General features: G+C 62.1%; 12 protein-coding genes. 6 read left to right on the top strand and 6 right to left on the bottom strand.

Going from position 1 to position 18311, the window contains the following annotated elements:
* The first annotated feature begins 2 nt into the window (after window positions 1-2).
* The 3 genes from MOP44_RS02245 (at window position 3) to MOP44_RS02255 (ending at window position 6179) form a co-directional block, all read left to right on the top strand.
* Window positions 3-3284, top strand: a complete 3282-nt coding sequence (locus MOP44_RS02245) for an efflux RND transporter permease subunit (RefSeq protein ID WP_260796725.1) — start codon at window positions 3-5, stop codon at window positions 3282-3284.
* A gap of 52 nt (window positions 3285-3336) precedes the next feature.
* Window positions 3337-4632, top strand: a complete 1296-nt coding sequence (locus tag MOP44_RS02250) for an efflux RND transporter periplasmic adaptor subunit (RefSeq protein ID WP_260794270.1) — start codon at window positions 3337-3339, stop codon at window positions 4630-4632.
* A 92-nt stretch (window positions 4633-4724) separates the two neighbouring features.
* Window positions 4725-6179, top strand: a complete 1455-nt coding sequence (locus MOP44_RS02255; RefSeq protein WP_260794271.1) for an efflux transporter outer membrane subunit — start codon at window positions 4725-4727, stop codon at window positions 6177-6179.
* Window positions 6180-6249: 70 nt separating this feature from the next.
* Here MOP44_RS02255 and MOP44_RS02260 read toward each other — a convergent pair whose 3' ends face one another.
* Window positions 6250-8385 carry a PA14 domain-containing protein gene (locus MOP44_RS02260; protein ID WP_260794272.1) on the bottom strand — a complete coding sequence of 712 codons (2136 nt, stop codon included), beginning with the start codon at window positions 8383-8385 and terminating at the stop codon, window positions 6250-6252.
* 409 nt (window positions 8386-8794) lie between these two features.
* Between MOP44_RS02260 and MOP44_RS02265 the strand changes: the two genes are divergently transcribed.
* Window positions 8795-9694, top strand: coding sequence for a hypothetical protein (locus MOP44_RS02265; RefSeq protein WP_260794273.1), 900 nt, complete (start codon window positions 8795-8797; stop codon window positions 9692-9694).
* A 72-nt stretch (window positions 9695-9766) separates the two neighbouring features.
* On the opposite strand, the gene cysE is transcribed toward MOP44_RS02265, so the two are convergent.
* A complete protein-coding gene (gene cysE / locus MOP44_RS02270; protein ID WP_449290006.1) occupies window positions 9767-10498 on the bottom strand; it encodes a serine O-acetyltransferase in 732 nt (243 codons plus the stop codon).
* A gap of 75 nt (window positions 10499-10573) precedes the next feature.
* The gene (gene cysK / locus MOP44_RS02275) at window positions 10574-11548 is read right to left on the bottom strand and encodes a cysteine synthase A (protein WP_260794274.1); all 975 of its coding nucleotides are present in this window, start codon (window positions 11546-11548) and stop codon (window positions 10574-10576) included.
* 316 nt (window positions 11549-11864) lie between these two features.
* Between cysK and MOP44_RS02280 the strand changes: the two genes are divergently transcribed.
* Complete coding sequence (locus MOP44_RS02280) at window positions 11865-13061, top strand: radical SAM protein (protein ID WP_260794275.1); 1197 nt, start codon at window positions 11865-11867, stop codon at window positions 13059-13061.
* Between the two features lie 8 nt (window positions 13062-13069).
* On the opposite strand, the gene ppc is transcribed toward MOP44_RS02280, so the two are convergent.
* Window positions 13070-15916, bottom strand: a complete 2847-nt coding sequence (ppc, locus tag MOP44_RS02285; protein WP_260794276.1) for a phosphoenolpyruvate carboxylase — start codon at window positions 15914-15916, stop codon at window positions 13070-13072.
* Between the two features lie 138 nt (window positions 15917-16054).
* On the opposite strand from ppc, the gene MOP44_RS02290 reads away from it, so the two are divergent.
* Window positions 16055-17170, top strand: coding sequence for an alpha/beta hydrolase (locus MOP44_RS02290; RefSeq protein WP_260794277.1), 1116 nt, complete (start codon window positions 16055-16057; stop codon window positions 17168-17170).
* A 12-nt stretch (window positions 17171-17182) separates the two neighbouring features.
* Here the strand turns inward: MOP44_RS02290 and MOP44_RS02295 are convergent, their stop codons facing one another.
* A complete protein-coding gene (locus MOP44_RS02295; RefSeq protein WP_260794278.1) occupies window positions 17183-17638 on the bottom strand; it encodes a hypothetical protein in 456 nt (151 codons plus the stop codon).
* 81 nt (window positions 17639-17719) lie between these two features.
* A complete protein-coding gene (locus MOP44_RS02300) occupies window positions 17720-18298 on the bottom strand; it encodes a DNA-3-methyladenine glycosylase I (RefSeq protein WP_260794279.1) in 579 nt (192 codons plus the stop codon).
* Window positions 18299-18311 lie beyond the last annotated feature (13 nt).

An 18311-nucleotide genomic window follows, 5' to 3' on the forward strand; every position in this document is an offset into this window, starting at 1 on the left:
TGATGTGGATTGTCCGGCTTGCGCTGCGACGGCCTTATACCTTTGTCGTCTTTGCGTTTTTGATTTTGATTGTTGGCGTCTTCAGCATCGAGTCGATGCCGACCGATATCTTTCCGAATATCAATATCCCGATCGTCACCGTGGTGTGGAGCTTCAACGGCCTCTCCGCCGAGCAGATGGCCAACCGCATCGTCTCCAGCAGCGAGCGCGGCATGACCACCACCGTCAACGACATTGAGCACATTGAGTCGAACTCGCTCAACGGCATCGCCGTCATCAAGGTCTTCTTCCAGCCGCACGTCAACGTGGCCAACGCCGTCGCCCAGGTCACGTCCATCAGCCAGGTGATGTTGCGCCAGCTTCCGCCAGGGACCAACCCGCCCTTCATCATCCAGTACAACGCCTCGAGCGTGCCCGTGCTTCAGCTCGGGCTTTCCGGCGAGGGCCTCGACGAGCAGCGCCTCTTCGACACTGGCCAAAACACGATTCGTACCCAGCTCGCCACCGTGGAGGGCGCCCAGACCCCTTACCCCTATGGCGGCAAGCAGCGCCAGATCCAGGTCGATCTCGACCTCAACGCCCTGCAGGCCAAGGGGCTTTCGCCATCCGACGTGGTCAACGCTATCAACGCGCAGAACGTCATCGCACCCGCCGGAACCATGAAGATCGATCGCTTCGAATACGCGATCGAGACCAACTCCACGCCGGAGGTAGTCGCACATCTCAATCAACTGCCCATCAAGGCAGTGAACGGCGCGATCATCTACATCCGCGACGTTGCGCATGTGCGTGACGGCAGTCCACCGCAGACCAACATTGTCCGCGTAGATGGCCGCCGCGCCATCCTGATGAGCATCCTGAAGGTTGGTTCCTCCTCCACGCTCGAGATCATCGATGGAGTGCGCTCGAAGATCGAAGGCATAAAAGGTCAGCTTCCGGAACAGTTGAAGATCTCCACGCTCAGCGATCAGGGGATCTTCGTGCGCGGCGCCATCGAGGGTGTGGTGCGCGAAGGGATCATCGCCGCCTGCCTCACGGGCGTCATGATCCTGGTCTTCCTCGGCAGCTGGCGCTCCACGCTGATCATCGCGGTTTCGATTCCGCTGTCGATCCTCTGTTCGCTCGCATGCCTTGCGGCCCTCGGCGAAACCATCAACATCATGACGCTCGGCGGACTCGCACTGGCCGTCGGCATCCTCGTCGACGACGCCACCGTCGAAATCGAGAACATCAACCGAAACCTCGAAGCCGGCAAGGAAATCGAGCAAGCCATCCTGGACGGCGCCGCACAGATCGCCACACCGGCGCTCGTCTCCACACTCGCGATCTGCATCGTCTTCGTGCCGATGTTCTTCCTCAGCGGCGTGTCGAAGTACTTGTTCGTACCCATGGCTGAAGCCGTCGTATTCGCCATGCTCGCCAGCTATCTTCTTTCGCGCACCGTGGTGCCAACGATGGCGCGCTACCTGCTCCACGAGCATGACGACGCCGAATCGGCCCGCAAGCAAGCCAGCCGCAATCCCTTCACACGCTTTCAGCTTGCCTTTGAAGAGCGCTTCGAAAAAATCCGCATCGGCTACCTGCGTTTTCTCACTCTCGCCGTCCATCACGCCGGAATCTTCCTCGTACTCTTCGTGATCTTCGCGATCGCTTCGGTCGGCATTCTCACGCCGTTCCTCGGCCAGGACTTCTTTCCCACCGTTGACTCCGGCAGCTTCAAGATTCACGTCCGCGCACACACCGGCACGCGCATCGAAGAGACCGCCGCACTCTGCGATCACATCGACGCAACGATCCGGCAGAACATTCCCTCGGACGAGATCGTCAACATCGTCGACAACATCGGCCTGCCCTACTCCGGCCTGAACCTGTCCTACTCGACCTCGGCGCCCGTTGGCCCCGCCGACGCCGACATCCAGGTGCAGCTCACCGAGAAGCACCACCCCACCGATAATTACGTCGAGAATCTCCGCACGCTTTTGGCCAACGACTATCCGGGCGTCACGTTCTATGTGCTCCCCGTCGACATCGTCACGCAGATCCTCAACTTCGGTCTCGCCGCGCCTATTGATATTCAGATCATTGGGCCGAGGCTATGGGAAAACCGCGCGCTGGCCGAGCGCATGCTCAACGAAATCCGCTACGTGCCCGGCGCTGCCGACGCGCGCATTCAGCAGCCGTTCGATTATCCGAAGATGACGGTGGACGTCGATCGCACCCGCGCTGAGTCTGTAGGCCTCACGCAGCGCGATGTCGCGCAGAGCATCCTGATCTCACTCAGCGGCAGCTTCCAGACCGCGCCGAATTTCTACCTCGACCCGCGCAACGGTGTTAGCTACAACATCGCCACGCAAAGCCCGCAATACCGCCTCGACAGCATGGCCAAGCTGCAGAGCCTGCCGATCTCCGGGAGCGCCACGGCGCAAATCAACCCCACAGTCATCGGCGCCGGGGGCAGCCCGACGAGCGCGGCCTCCATCACTGCGCCGGGAACAACGCGTCCCGTGCAGGTGCTCGGCAACCTGGCCAGCATCCAGCCCGGCGCGGAGATCGGCGAAGTCAGCCACTACGACGTGCAGCCCGTCATCGACATCTTCACCAACGTGCGCGGAACCGATCTCGGCACTGTTACGCGCGAAATGCAGCGGATCGTCAACGAACACAAGAAGGAGCTGCCGCGCGGCTCGCAGTTCATCCTGCGCGGCCAGAGCGAGACCATGTACAAGTCCTACATCGGCCTGCTCGGCGGCCTCGCGATGTCTATCCTGCTCGTGTATCTGCTCATCGTGGTCAACTTCCAGTCGTGGCTCGATCCATTTCTGATCATCTCGGCATTGCCCGCGGCGCTGGCTGGAATCGTGTGGTTCCTCTTCCTCACCGACACGCGGCTCAGCGTGCCTGCGCTCACCGGCGCCATCATGTGCATGGGCGTGGCCACCGCCAACTCGATTCTTGTCGTGAGCTTTGCCCGCGAGCAACTTGAAGCACTGGTCGGCGATGCGCAGAAAGCCGCGCTGAATGCGGGTTTCGTCCGCTTCCGCCCCGTGCTCATGACCGCGCTCGCCATGATCATCGGCATGGTGCCCATGGCGCTCGGCCTTGGCGAAGGGGGCGAACAGAATGCGCCTCTCGGCCGCGCCGTTATCGGAGGCCTGCTGCTCGCAACCACTGCAACGCTGTTCTTTGTTCCTGTGTTCTTTTCTGTCGTTCACGGTTGGCTCGAACGTCGCCGCACGCGAACGGTTGCCACGGTAGGCGCCACCCTCGACGAGTTCGACCAGTAAGTCGAGTTTGACCCCGTAAGTCGAGTTCGACCAGTAATCGGAGTAGCTTTTTATGACGAACGAACATCCCTCTCAACCGCAGCCCGCGCCGCGCAACGCGCACCAGGACAATCACGAGTCCGCGCCTGACCATCCGCCCGCGTCGAAGCGCGGCACGTCGGTCGCGCTGGTCATCGTGGCCATCGCCATCACCGTTTACGCGATCTTCGGCATTCTCAAGCGCCGGCAAAACGACGAAGTCCTGGCGCGAACTACGCAGGAGAACGCCGCGCCCACCGTCATTGCGCTGGCAGCCAAACCCGGCGCCGCGGTCAGCACCATCACGCTCCCCGGAAACGTAACTGCGTTCACGGATGCTCCGCTCTACGCGCGTACCAACGGCTACCTCGTCCGCTGGTATTACGACATCGGCGCGAAGGTGAAGAAGGGCGCGCTGCTCGCCGAGATCGCCGCGCCTGAAGTCGATCAGCAGGTCGCGCAGGCTCAGGCTGACCTGGCCACCGCCGAAGCCAACGCCGGCAACGCGAAAAACCAGGCCGAGCGCTACAAGGGCCTCGTCGGCTCCGACGCAGTCTCGAAGCAGGACACCGAAACCTTCGTCACGCAGGCCGCGTCCACCTCTGCCGTAGTCAAGTCCGCGCAGGCCAATGTCGCGCGTCTCCAGCAGTTGCAGGGATTTGAAAAGATCTACGCCCCATTCGACGGCACCGTCACCGCCCGCGGCGTCGATACGGGCCAGCTCATCAGTGAGGGATCGGCCAGCGAGCTGTTCCACATGCAGGCGCTGCAAACGCTTCGCGTCTACACCAACATCCCCGAGATCTACGCCTCCTCTGTGAAGCGTGGCGAGAAGATCGACCTCACCTTCCCGCAGTATCCCGGCCGCGTCTTCCAGGGCACGCTCGTGCGCACAGCCGACGCTATTGATCCCTCCAACCGCACGCTGCTCGTCGAAGTCGACATCGACAACCGCAAGGGCGAGCTGATGCCCGGCTCGCTCGCGCAGGTACAGTTCAAAACGCCCTCCATCGGCCAGACGTTCATCGTGCCCGCGTCGGCCCTCATCTTCCGCCGCGAAGGCATGCGCGTCGGCACCGTCACTGACCAGAACGGCGCAACCATCGCGCACCTCGTTCCTGTCACCATCGGCATCGACGACGGCGCAACCGTGCAGATCATCACGGGCCTCAACTCCGGTGACCGCATCATTCAGGATCCGCCCGATTCGCTCATCGAAGGGCAGAAGGTCCGCGTCGAGACGCCCAATTCGCAGAACGAAAGCCAGAACACGTCGCGTCCTCAGCCGCGGCACGATCAGGACGCCCAGAAGCCCAACGGAGGCCAGTAGCAATGTCTCCGGCGCTCAAACTTTTCCGTGCCCCGTCCTTGCGGCGTCTTTCCGCTGCAAGGGCGGGAAAGCACGAACCCCGACTCGCCCGTGTGATAGCCGTGCTCGCCGGCGGCACGATCGCACTTCTCGCCGGCTGCAAGCCCGTCGGCCCCAACTACAACAAGCCCGGCTTCACGGCGCCCGACACCTACAAGGAGACCGGCGCGCCCTCCATCACGCCGCCGCCCAATCCCATCAACGGCTCGTGGAAACCCGCATCGCCCTCTGATGGCATGCTGCGCGGCAACTGGTGGGAGGTCTACAACGACCCGCAACTCAACAAGCTCGAAGAGCGCATCGCCACTAACAACCAACAGCTCAAGCAGGCGATGGAGAACTACCTCGCAGTGCGCGACCAGATCACGGTGGTGCGCGCCGATCTGTTCCCCAGGCTTTCTGCCGGACTAGGTTTCACGCACTATAAGCAATCGGGCAACAAACCGCTCGCGGCGCCGGGAGCGCACGGGAATTACAACGACCTCACCATTGGCGGCCAAGCCACATGGGAGCCCGATTTCTGGGGCAAGATTCGCCGACAGGTCGAGTCGGCGCGCGAGTCGACGCAGGCCAGCGCCGCAGACCTCGCCAACGTCGATCTGCTGCTGCACTCCGAACTCGCATCCGACTACTTCCAGCTACGCGGTCTCGATTCGCAGGTCCAGGTGCTCAAGCAGACCGTCGCCGATCTCGAACATCAGCTCGACCTCACGCAACGGCGCCTGAAAGGTGGAGTGGCCACCGATGTCGACGTTGCCCAGGCGCAGACGCAGCTCGAAACCGTGCGCGCGCAGCTTGTTGATGTAGGCGTGGCGCGCGCGCAGTTCGAGCACGCCATCGGCACCCTCGCCACCTACAACCTGCCCGATTTCAGCATTCCCTTTTCGCCGCTCGATCTGAAGCTGCCGCAGGTTCCCGTTGGCGTTCCGTCGCAGCTGCTCGAGCGCCGTCCTGACATCGCCTCAGCCGAACGCCAGACCGCCGCAGCCAACGCGCGCATCGGCATCGCGATAGCGGCGTATTATCCGACGATCAGTCTCAACGGCACCGGCGGATTTGAAGGCACGCACGGCGGCACATGGCTGCAGGGCCCCAGCGCCTTCTGGTCACTCGGTGCGCAGGCTGCCGAGCTTCTCTTTGACGCCGGCCAGCGCCGCGCTCTCACCGACCAGGCGCGCCATCAGTACGAAGCACAGGCCGCGGCCTACAAAAATACGATCTTCAACGCCTTCCAGGATGTGGAGGACAATCTCTCCACTCTGCGCATACTCAATGAAGAATCCGCGGTGGAGCAGCGCGCGGTAGCATCGGCGCAGCACTCGTACGACCTGTCGAACCAGCGCTACAAGGCTGGCGCCACCAGCTATCTGGAAGTGCTCACCGCCGAACAGGCTCTTCTCACCAACCAGCGCACACTCACTGATCTGGAATCGCGCCAGTTCGCAGCGAGTGTGCAACTCATCCGCGCGTTGGGTGGCGGATGGGACACGACGCAGCTGCCTAAATAACAGGCATTAGGCAATAGGGATTAGGCATTAGAAATGCGCGACGATCGCACCGGATGCCTAATGCCCTGTCCTATTTCCCAAATCCGCGGATCACCACTTGCCGCAGCGACGAATACGCCGCGTCCGGCACATCGGTCAGCGGCAACCCCGGCCCTTCCCATAAGAGGCGAGGCGCGCCGTTGCTGGCCTGATGCAGTTGCTCCACATGCAGAATGTGCCTGCCTGCATGCAATCCCAGCGCGCCGCGATCGTAGCGCACGGCATTTCCCGGCGACCCACACACCTGCGGAAACGGCGGCCCCGTCTTCGCAACTTCAACGCCATCGATCACCACGCGCGCACCATCACGATCCATCAGGTGGAACGTGTATCCACCATCCGCAGGAATATCGATAAAGCCATCCCACGTCACGCCGTAGTGCGTGAATCCCTGCGCATTCGCATTCAGGTCCGGCGCAGATCCCTCGATCACTGCCTGCTCCTTGGTGAAGTCCGGCAGCTCCGTCCACGTGCCCGGGTAGACATGAAACGCAAGCCCAGGCACTGTCTCGCTCACTGGATTCGCAGGTTCAAACCACTTCGACACAACGACCACCCCCTGCGACGACCAGTCTTCCTTCTTCTCCTTGTCCACCGCGCGCAGCATCACGCGGAACCGCCCCGCGCCATTGCGCCCGTCGAGATCCGTTCCATCAGCATCGGTGAAGACGTGATGCACCACGCGCCTCTGCGCCTCAGTACCGTCGCCAAACAGCCACGCGTACTTGCCGTGCGGCGTCTCCTTCGCCGTGAACGTCACCTCGGCTCCCTTCGCAACCACCGGCGGATACACCGCAAAGAACGCCTCCGCACCGCTATCTGCCGCGTACTTCACCGGCTGCGGAATGTCAGTCGCCAGCGGCACATCGGCGTTGGTTGTGGCCACCTTCTGTCCGTACTTCACGTTGTCGAGCACCGCGCCTGTAATATCCCCGCGCATGCTCGATCCCGCCAGCGGCGGCTGATCCAGCGCCCAGATGTTCTTGAATGTGAAGTTGCGCAACGACGGCGCCTGCTGCTCCATCTGCACCAGCGAGTACCAGTTGTCGAGCCACAGATTCTCGAACCTGTAGTTGTTGTGATCGCCCCTCGATCCGTTCGCGCCCCAGAACCCGATCAGCCCGAACGTCTGCCCGCACCCACCAATGCCCGCATGCAGAATGTCCGAGTTGCGCAGCGTGAAGTTCCACGAGTTGAAGATCTTCTTCGGCCAGCCCGCGCGCACAATGTTCGAGATGCTCGTCGACAGCTCGCTATCCTCCACCGTGATGTCGTGCACTTCCTTGCCCGGCCTCACCATGTCGGCGTCGGTATAGCCGTCCCAGTTGCCCATCAGCGCAATGTCATCGTCACTGGCGCGAAAGAATGAATTGCGCACCAGCCCATGGCTCGATCCGATCCAGTCCATGCCGTCCTGGTTCGCATTCCCGGGATTGCCGCCGATCACGCGCAGATCGTCATACACAATCCCGTCCGAATCCTTCATCTGAATCGACCACGTCCGCGACCGCACGATGCACGTCAGCCCATGCACCTCGATATCGTGCGCCTGGTCAGCCACCACGCAATGCCAGTCCTGCTTGTGCATCCAGCCTTCGTCGGCGGCCGGGTCCTGCGGCCCGTCATACACAACCGTTCCGCGCCCCAGGATCTTCACATGATCCACCTGCCACAGATTCACGCCGCCGAAGAAATACGACCCCGGCGCGAGGTAGATGGTCTGCCCGCTATGCGCTGAAATGCTCTCGTGATACACGCCCGGGGCGTAAATCTTCACGTTCGCATCAACCTTGGGCGCGGCCGGCGGCGGCGTGCCCGCGAACAGAAACAGCATCTTCGCCTGGTTCAGAAAATCGCGCGGCCGTGATATCGCGAGCTTCGCCGGCCCAGCCAGCCGGAACCGGATCGTCTGCCTCTCGCGCACCGGCCTGATGCCTAACCGCCACGGCTCAACATCCACACCGCGATCCCAAAATCCCTCTTCGGCAGCAGTAATTTCCACGTCGACCGGACCGCCGCTGAAATCGAAGCTCACATAGGAGTAGTTCGCCGCGGCATGCGCCACATCAACCGGTTCGCCATTCACCTTGATCGTGAACGCACTCGACCGCAGCTCCGCCGGCACGGGCGCGGACTCAACACGGGTATGCGTAGCTGCATGAACCACTGCAGGTGCGAAAAGCAAAGCTGGCAGAAAAAGACACGCAAATTGCAAAAACGGTACTCCCGCAAGTAAGTGCTTGGATAACTTTAAACTACCATTCCGACGAATTGCGGGTGTGTCGGCATAGTGCTTGCAGGAGCGATGTTGATGGTCGGGAAAAGCGGGTTCGTCAGGCCCAAAATGAGGAAGCCTTTGGAGACGATACAAGAAGCTCGTCGCAAGTCATCAGGTTAGTTCAGCCGCTCCACCTGACAGCGCCGGCTCTTCCAACTTAATCCAAATTATTTTGAGTTAGATTTTCAATTGCATGTTATCGTTTACGCGCCAGGTTGCCGCGCGCGACTAACTATGCCAATCACATTGAAATGCGCCGACGGCCTTCGCTCAGACTCCAGTTCGAAAGGTCGAAACAATGTTCGGATCGAATGTCATTGATATCGCGATCGGTCTGGTATCCCTCTTCCTCTTGCTGAGCCTGATTGCCTCGGCGGTCAATGAGTTGATTGAGGGCGTTTTTAAAAAGCGGGCTCAGGCTCTGGAGAAAGGGATCAAGGAGCTGGTGGGGAGTGTGGATGCGGGCGACTTCGTTTCTAAATTGTATGATCACGGCCTCATCAATTCACTCTTCAGAGGCAAATATGAAACAACTGTCAAGAAGAAGTTGCCCTCCTATATACCCTCCCGCAACTTTGCGCTTGCTCTGATTGATCTCGTAAAGGGCGCCTCTGCTGCCCAGACCCTCCCGGCCAATATCACGTCCGCACTTGCAGCGTTCGAGAGAGTTGCCGCGGGGGACGCCGAGAAGTTGCAAAAGAGCGTAGAGGACTGGTACAACAGCGCGATGGACCGTGTCTCCGGCTGGTATAAGCGCCGCAGTCAGTTCATCGTACTTGTTGTCGGCTTGATCTTGGCAGTCGTATCGAATGCTGACTGCATAGGTTATGCAAAGAGGCTTTCAAAGGACGCGAGCTTGCGGCAAAGTGTTGTCGCCTACGCTGAGGCGGCCGCGAAGAATGATCCCACAAAGGACACTACAACCAGCGCCCCTGACAAGATCAAAGCGGCGATCTCGGAGTTAAACGGGATTGGGATTCCTATAGGATGGAAGGGCGTGACCTGGGGCGATGGGCCTGCTGATTTCGAGCGTGTGATGGGATGGTTATTGACTGCTCTCGCCGTCTCGCTAGGTGCGCCCTTCTGGTTCGACATGCTCAACAGAATCATGGTCATCCGTTCGACTGTCAAACCTGATGAGAAGAGCGGCGAAGAGAAGGCCAAAGATCCCTCAGCAGACGCCACACCGCGGAAGTAAATCTGCATCGATGAGAAGCGAACGGTCGGGCAGGGCGTCTTGTCTAAAAGAAAAAGGGCGTTGTTTGCTTTGTTAGATCCCCTCGCCCATCGATACGAACTCCGCCAGCCGCACTTCCTCGCGATACGCTGTCCGCTCCGCCTCTTCCTCGGCAAACGGCTCGGGCGTGCGTCCGCGCGCGCCCAGCAACTGCTCCAGCTCTTCCACGCGCGATGACAGCGCGATCAGCGCATCCGACAGCGGATCCTTGATGTCGTGCGGATCGGTGATCAGCACGCGCTGCCCATTGCTGTAAACGATATGCGCGGGCACACCCACCACAGTCGAGTTCGGCGGAACGTCCGTCAGCACCACTGACCCCGCGCCCACGCGCGAGTTCTTGCCCACATTGATATTCCCCAGCACGTTCGCGTTATTGCCGATGAACACGTTGTCGCAGATCGTCGGATGCCGCTTACCGTGTTGCTTGCCCGTTCCGCCCAGCGTCACGCCCTGGTAGATCGTCACGTCGCTGCCCACAATCGCCGTCTCACCGATCACTACGCCCGTCGCGTGATCGATGAACAGCCTGCGGCCCAGCAGCGCGCCCGGATGAATATCCACGCCCGTGATAAAGCGCGCCACCTGCGACAGCATCCTCGCCGGCAGTCGCAGCTTCGCTCGCCACAGCCGGTGCGAGACGCGATGAAACCAAACCGCCCACAGTCCCGGATAGCACGTCAACACTTCGAGGCGCGAGCGCGCAGCCGGATCGCGATCCAGCACGGATTGGATATCTTCGCGGATGAGTTCGAACAATGCCATCCCACTTCGATCGTTCCCATCCTCCGCGCACGCAGCGCGAAGGACGGGAGCCCACGATCAACAGGCTTGACTGCGTTACAGGGTGACGGTCTGGGTCTGAAGCGCCAGTGCTTCCTGCCGCAGCGGCTCAAACAGAATGCTCGAGAGATAGCGCTCGCCGAAGCTGGGCAGCACCACCACAATCAGCTTGCCTGCGTTCTCCGGCCGAGCCGCAACCTTCAGCGCCGCCACAACCGCCGCCCCCGACGAGATGCCGACGAACAGGCCTTCTTCCTTGGGAAGGCGCCGCGCCATCTCGATCGACTCCTCGTTGGTCACCTGGACCACTTCGTCGATGTTCTTCGTGTCGACGATGCTGGGAATAAAGCCCGCGCCGAGCCCCTGGATCTTATGCGGCCCAGGCTTGCCACCCGAGAGCACCGCGCTGTCCGACGGTTCCACCGCAATCGCCTTGAACTCCGGCTTCTTCGCCTTGATGTACTTCGCAACACCCGTGATCGTTCCGCCCGTGCCTACACCCGAAATCAGAATGTCGACCTTGCCGTCGGTATCTTCCCAGATCTCCGGACCCGTCGTCGCCAGGTGAATCGCGGGATTGGCCGGGTTGTCGAACTGCTGAAGAATGTAGCCGTTCGGCGTCTGTGCCAGAATCTCGTTCGCCTTTGCGATCGCGCCCTTCATGCCGTTGGGACCGGGCGTCAGCACAATTTCCGCGCCAAACGCGAGCAGCGTCACACGGCGCTCCATGCTCATGGTCTCCGGCATCGTCAGGATCAGCCGGTAACCCCTCACCGCCGCCACAAAGGCCAGCGCGATGCCGGTGTTGCCGCTGGTCGGCTCGATGAGCACCGTCTCGCCGGGCTTGATCTTGCCCGCTTTTTCAGCGGCGTCGATCATGGCGAATCCGATGCGGTCCTTCACGCTGGCAACGGGGTTCTGGCTTTCGAGCTTTGCCACCACCGTAGCGGGCAATCCGGCGGCCACACGATTCAAACGAACCAGCGGAGTCTTTCCAATCAATTCAGTTACGTCAGCGGCAATACGCGCCATCGTCGTCTCCTCTGCCGGGAAAGGGACCCGGCGTTTCTTCGATGCGTTGGGGATAAAGGTGGAGCTGTCAGGATGGGAAGGATACGTGCGCGAGCAGGCGCGCGCCGGCATCGGAGCTCTCACCAGGCCGGTGTTAGCGACATCGATGCATGCCTATAGCCTAGACCTCCGGGGCGGCTGCGCGCAAGCATTCCCGCTGCGTAAGTACTTGACGGGAGGCCGCCACCCACCTGCCGGTCCCGTGATTCGGCTCACTTCATGGTGTGTCTTCAAGTCCCACCGGAACCGGTTCCGCGCCACATCCGTACTTCCTACTATGAGCCCAGACAGCAAGATTCGCGACGGCTCCCTCTCCGCACGCATGTTCGGCCTCGCCGGCCGCTTCCGCGACATCGATCCGCAGCTTACACGCGTGATCGTCCCCTGGATCAACCGCCATCCGCGTTATCTCGCCGGATTCCTGCGCCTGGTCCACACCCACGCGCAATCCAAGCGCATTCGCGCCCGCATGCTCGCTGATGGTCTCAAGGTCCCGCCGTTTTTTGTGCTCAGCGTGACCTCCCGCTGCAACCTGCGCTGCGCCGGATGCTATGCCGCTGCCGTGGGCACAGTCGCGGCCAAACCAGCCCGGCCGGGGCTCGATCTCAGCGCCTGGTATCGGGTGGTAGACGAAGCCATTCAGCTTGGCGTCATGGCCTTCCTCATCGCGGGCGGCGAGCCATTCCTGCTCCCCGGCATCGTGAATCTGTTCAGCGATCACCCTGACCGCCTCTTCCTCGTGTTTACGAACGGCACCGCGCTCACGCAGGCCGACTACGACACCCTCAAGGCCTGCACCAACACCGTCATCGTCGTCAGCCTCGAAGGCGATCGCGATCTCACCGATCTCCGTCGCGGCCGCGGAGTCTATGAGAAAGCCCTCGGCACACTCGACCGCCTGCGCACCGACGGCATCCTCACGGGGATCGCTGTCACCATTGGCTCCGCCAACATCGGCTACTGGACCGACCCGCATCACATCGACGAACTCATCGCCCACAGCGGTCCGCTCGCCATGTTCATCGAGCAGATACCCACCGCTGGCTGCGACGCTGGCGCGACACTCACTGACGAGCAGCGCCGATTGTTCCGCCAAACTGTCGTTCAATATCGCGACCGCATGACCGGCGGCGCGTTCATCATTCACTCGCCCGGCGACGAGGAAACGCTTGGCGGATGCGTGTCGGCGGGCCGCGGATTCGCACACATCAATCCATCGGGCGACGTCACCGCCTGCCCGGTCTCCGCACTCGCGACACACAACGTGAAGTCGGCGAGCCTGCGCGAGGCGCTTGCCAGCCCACTTTTCACGCTGATCCGCGACAATCTCCACTTGCTCGAGACCGAAGGCCACCCCTGCGGCCTCTCCGCGCACGCACTCGAACTCGAAGAGATGGCCGAGGGGCTCGGCGCGTATCGAAGCGGCATGTCCGAGGCCGTGTCCGTCGAGCAACAACTCATATCGCTAAGCTGAGCGCAGCATCAGCCCGTATTCCGCAACCCCGCCGCGATCCCGCTGATCGTCGCCGCAATCGCGCGATTCACCTCAGGCGTATCCTCGCCCGCGCGCTTGCGCCGCAGCATATCCACCTGAATCAAGTGCATCGGGTCCACATACGGATTGCGGAGGCGGATAGAGCGCGCCAGCACCTGGTTGTCTTCAAGCAGCTCCGTCTGGCCGGTGATAGCGAGCACCACGCGCACGGTGCGATGGAACTCTGCTTCCAGCATGTTCAATACGCGATCACGCAGCGCCGCATCCTCCACCAGCGATGAGTACATGCGCGCGGTGGCCATGTCGGCCTTGCCGAGCGCCATCTCCACGTTGCGCAGCAGGTCGATGAAGAGCGGGAACTCGCGGGCCATGTCCTTGAACAGCTCCAGCGCGCCCGGCCGCTCCAGGTACTTGCTGAGCGCGTGGCCCACGCCGAACCACGCCGGCACCAGCAGCCGCGACTGCGTCCACCCGAACACCCACGGAATCGCGCGCAGATCGCCGATATACCGCGTAGCCTTGCGCCGCGCCGGCCGCGACCCGATCTTCGCCTGCTCCAATTCGCCTACCGGAGTCGACTGCTCGAAGTACGTAATCACGTCGTCGTTTTCGAGAATGTGCTTGCGATAGAACGCGAATGAAATCTCCGAGAGCTCGTTGAGCGCCGACTCCCACTCCGGTTTCAGCACGCCCGTAAAGTGACCCTTGGGATCACGCGCATTCGGCCTGGCCAATGCATCGAGCGACGCCGCAATCATCAGCTCCAGATTGCGTTCCGCCAGAATCTCGTCGGCGTACTTGAAATTCAGCACCTCGCCCTGTTCGGTGATGCGCAACTGCCCCTCGAACGAGTCCATCGGCTGCGCGAAGATGGCGCGATGCGTCGGCCCGCCGCCGCGTCCCACCGTTCCGCCGCGCCCGTGGAACAGCCGCAGCTTCACGCCGCACTCGCGCGCAACTGTGTGCAGATCGCGATGCGCGCGGAAAATCTCCCACGTGCTCGTCAGCATTCCGCCGTCTTTGTTCGAGTCGGAATACCCCAGCATCACTTCCTGCCAGTTATTCCACGAGGCCAGCAGCTCGCGATAATCCTCGCGGCTCCACAACTCTCTGCAAACTGCCGGAGCGTTCCGCAAATCCTCAATCGACTCGAACAGCGGCACCGGCATCAACCCGGGGTCTTTGTCGCTGCCCTCAACCTTCACGCCACCCAGCCGCGCCAATCGCACCACTGCCAGCACATCATCCACCGTGGCCGCGCCGCTGATCACGTAGTGCCGAATCACCTCCGGCGTGCAGCCCTTCTTGGCTTCGGCTACCGCGCGGAACGTGTCCAGCACGTTCGACGTCTCCGCGGACAATCCCGCCGGCAGCTTCTCCGCCGCGGTATCCGCAACTGCCTCTTTCAGCGCCTGCGCATGCAAGCGTGCATGCTGCCGGATGTCCAGCGTATGCAGATGCAGCCCGAACGTGCGCACCTGCAGCAGCAGCGGATCGATCAGCGTCCGCGCAATCCGCAACCCTTCGTTATCGGCCAGAGACTTCCGTAGCACCTCGAGATCGTCCACGAAGTTTCGCACCGAGCAGTACGCCGGCAGCGCCTGTACCAGCTCATCGTGATCATGCGACACCACGTGGCGCACCACGGCCAGCGCCTTGCCCGCCGCGCTCATAAAGCGCCCTACATCCATCGTGCGCTGCACGCGCGCCTTCACGCACATCACAAAGCGCCGGTAGTACTCGTACTCATAGTGCTCGCCAAAAACCTGCGTCTCGGGCGTGTGCAGATGCGAGAGATACTTCTCCAGCCGCTTCAGCAGCTCCGGATTTACATTCCGCTGCTGCGCGCTGGTCGTCAGCAAGTCGATGATCTCGTCCAGCTTGTGCTCATAAAACAGCAGCAGGTGCCCGCGCGCCAGCTGGATCGCGTCGCGCGTCACCTCCGGCGTCACATACGGATTCCCATCGCGATCCCCGCCAATCCACGAGCCGAACCGCAGCACCTGCGGCAGATCGTGCGGATCCAGCTCCAGCCCGTACGCCAGCCGCAGATCGTCCGCAATCTCCTGGTACAACACCGGCAGAGTTTCAAAGATGGAGACGTCGTAGTAATCCAGCCCCATCTTGATTTCGTCGTACACCGTCGGCCGCCGCGAGCGAACCTCGTCGGTCTGCCACAGGCTCGTGATCTCTGCGCGCACCAGCTCTTCCAACCGCTCCAGATCCTGCTCAGGAATCGGAATGCGGTCGAGCTCCGCCAGCAGGTCCCCGATCCTGCGACGCTTCAGCATCACCGAGCGCCGCGCCACCTCAGTGGGATGCGCCGTGAACACCGGCACAATCAACACCCGCCGCAGCCACTCCAGCGCTTCTTCCGCGCCAATGCCCACGCGCTTCATGGCGCACAGCGTTCCCGCCAGCGACCCGCGCTGCTTCTCCGCTCTGCCCGCCAGTTGCAGCGCCAGCTTGCGCCGTTTGCGGTGGTTAGTCTCCGCCAGGTTGATCAACTCGAAATAAAACGCGAACGCCCGCGTAAGCAGAATGGCCCGTTCCGCCGGCAGCGAGTGCACCATATCCAGCGCCGTCGCCCCATGCTGCGCGGCTTCTTCTTCGCTGCCGCGCGCCTCGGCATCGCGTCGGCGAATCGTCCCCTGCCGCAGCGCTTCCACATGCGAAAACAAGTCCTCGCCGGCCTGCTCGCGCAGCACCTCGCCCAGCAGAATGCCGAGCGATCGCACATCGCGCCGCAGCGGCGCCTCTTTCAGCTCGCCGGTCTTTGCTTCAAGCTCCGCCAGCCTCTGCGACCAGCTTTCAGGGTTCCACAAAAGGGCCATCGTGATTCGATTATCCACGATTGGCAAGGGCCTCCGTCACAGTTCGTAGTACGGAGGGCCCTATCTACAGCCCTCAGTTGCCTGCGAACTGTGAACTACGAACTGTGAACTCAGAATCCCATGCTGCACAATAGCTGCATGCGTTCCTGGTTCCCCGTTGCCTTCCTGCTCACCAGCGCCCTCATCCTCGCGGCGCAGTCAGCGCCCGCTCCTCACACCGAGCGCCCCGCTCCACCCACGCGCGATCCCAACACGCCCGGCTACGTGAAAGCCACGGAACTCCCGGATGGGTCCATCCCTTCACCTGACAAGGACGGCAACTTCATCATCGGCCCCACGCACGCCCGCTCGCCCGAGTTGGGCGATCCGTCTCGCCCCCTCGGCGGCTCCGTTATCGAGTTCACCATGAACTCTGCCGACAGCAAGCTCTACCCCGGCATCGCGCGCGAGCCCGGCACCTTCGGCACGCCTGACCCGGCCAATCCGGCAAAGCTCATTGTCACCGCCAGCCACCCCGCGCCCTACACACGTAAAGTCGCGGTCTATGTGCCAAAGAGTTACAAGCCGGGCACTGAAGCCCCCTTCATCGTGGGCGCCGACGGCCCCGACCGCCTGCTCTTCCAGTCGCTCGACGCTCTCATCGCCGCGCACAAGTTGCCGCCCATCGTCGCCATCTCCATCGCCAACGGCACCGGCGACGCCCAGGGCAGCGAGCGCGGCCTCGAGTACGACACCATGTCCGGCCGCTACGCCGAGTTCGTCGAGACCGAAGTCCTGCCGCGCGTCGAAGTCGAAGCCCACGTGAAGCTCACCCACGATCCCGACGGCCGCGCTGCCACCGGCGGCAGCTCCGGCGGCGCCGTCTCGCTCATCATGGCCTGGTATCACCCCGAGCTCTACCACCGCGTCCTGGCCTACTCCGGCACGTGGATCAACCAGCAGTGGCCGTGGAACCCCGAAACCCCGCACGGTGCATGGGGCCTGCATGAGACGCTCATCCCGCAAAATCCCGCCAAGCCCATTCGTATCTGGACGGAAGTCGGCGACCGCGATCTCTACAACCCCAACATCATGCGGGACGACATGCACGACTGGGTCCGCGCCAACGAGAAGATGGCCGCGGCCCTCGCCGCGAAGCACTACCACTATCAGTTCGTCTTCGCCCGCAATGCCGGCCACGTTGACCATGCCGTGCGCGAACAAACCATGCCCGAAGCGCTGCTCTATGTCTGGCAAGGATATCGGCCGCACTGATCGGCCGGAGAATTACGCAGCCCTACGTGCTTGCCTGGTCTCCGGCGGCGTGAACCCTGCGATTTCGTCCTGGTTGGAGCTGCGCAGCCGAAGCAGGGCTGACCTCCGGCACGACGCGCACCTCCACGGATAAAACCCGAGGCGCGGAAACACCCGGCACTGCAGAAACCCCCTGCGCTCCCTGCGATACAGCGCCCTGACGCCGCAATGCGGGCAATTCATTGGAGCGTACACCACTTCCACCTGCAGCATGTGCACATGCTGCCCCGCTCCGGCCCACGCGCGATTCAGCCGGCAGACCAGGTCCGGCGCCAGAAGCAGCGGACTGAATTCCCCTGAGACCAGCGCCTCAATCTGCACGCGCGTCATCTTCGGCTGCGCGATCTCTGCCTCAAACCCATCCGCATTACGCTGTGAGTATTCGCCTTGAACCCAGATGAGTCTGGGCAGATTAGAGCAACCGCTCATCCTTCGGAGCCTCAGGAGCAGGATTCCCGTCCAACAAGTTCGATGCTGCACATCCTTGACGGGAAGCCCGAGATGGTCAAGTCACCCGCGGGCGATGGCCTTCCGTCGAAAACACTCCGGCGCGTGATCGTTCACCATCCCCGCCGCCTGCATGAAGGCGTACACAATCACCGGCCCCACGAACTTGAATCCGCGCTTCTTCAACTCCTTCGACATCTCCACGGCCAGCGGCGTCTGCGTCGGATATGGCGTCTCGGTCTGAATCGGCTTGCCTCCCGTGATCCCCCACAGCCACGCGCCAAAGTCCTGGCCCGACTTCTTCATCTCCGTGAAAATCCGCGCGCCCTGGATAGTTGCCAGAATCTTCGCGCGCGATCGAATAATCCCCGGATCACCGAGCAGCCGCTCGATGTCAGCCTCCGTGAACTTCGCCACCTTCGCCGGATCGAACCCCTTGAATGCCTTACGGAACGCATCGCGCTTACGCAGCACCGTAATCCACGCCAGCCCCGCCTGGAAGCCCTCGAGCATCAGCAGCTCCCACAGCGCACGGCTATCGCGCTCGGGCACGCCCCACTCCTCATCGTGGTAGGCACAGTACAGCGGATCGCTCCCGCACCATTTGCAGCGAGTCTTGCCGCTCTTCTCGCCTGCCGTCATACGTCCTCCTGCT

Origin of the sequence: Occallatibacter riparius (genome assembly GCF_025264625.1) — a bacterium.
In the GTDB taxonomy this organism is placed as follows: domain Bacteria; phylum Acidobacteriota; class Terriglobia; order Terriglobales; family Acidobacteriaceae; genus Telmatobacter; species Telmatobacter riparius.

Excerpts from the sequence above, each read along its gene's own strand:
- MOP44_RS02245 (WP_260796725.1), top strand. The coding sequence starts at position 3 with ATGTGGATTGTCCGGCTTGCGCTGCGACGGCCTTATACCTTTGTCGTC.
- MOP44_RS02250 (WP_260794270.1), top strand. The coding sequence starts at position 3,337 with ATGACGAACGAACATCCCTCTCAACCGCAGCCCGCGCCGCGCAACGCG.
- MOP44_RS02265 (WP_260794273.1), top strand. The coding sequence starts at position 8,795 with ATGTTCGGATCGAATGTCATTGATATCGCGATCGGTCTGGTATCCCTC.
- cysE (WP_449290006.1), bottom strand. The coding sequence starts at position 10,498 with ATGGCATTGTTCGAACTCATCCGCGAAGATATCCAATCCGTGCTGGAT.
- cysK (WP_260794274.1), bottom strand. The coding sequence starts at position 11,548 with ATGGCGCGTATTGCCGCTGACGTAACTGAATTGATTGGAAAGACTCCG.
- MOP44_RS02280 (WP_260794275.1), top strand. The coding sequence starts at position 11,865 with ATGAGCCCAGACAGCAAGATTCGCGACGGCTCCCTCTCCGCACGCATG.
- ppc (WP_260794276.1), bottom strand. The coding sequence starts at position 15,916 with ATGGCCCTTTTGTGGAACCCTGAAAGCTGGTCGCAGAGGCTGGCGGAG.
- MOP44_RS02290 (WP_260794277.1), top strand. The coding sequence starts at position 16,055 with ATGCGTTCCTGGTTCCCCGTTGCCTTCCTGCTCACCAGCGCCCTCATC.
- MOP44_RS02295 (WP_260794278.1), bottom strand. The coding sequence starts at position 17,638 with ATGAGCGGTTGCTCTAATCTGCCCAGACTCATCTGGGTTCAAGGCGAA.
- MOP44_RS02300 (WP_260794279.1), bottom strand. The coding sequence starts at position 18,298 with ATGACGGCAGGCGAGAAGAGCGGCAAGACTCGCTGCAAATGGTGCGGG.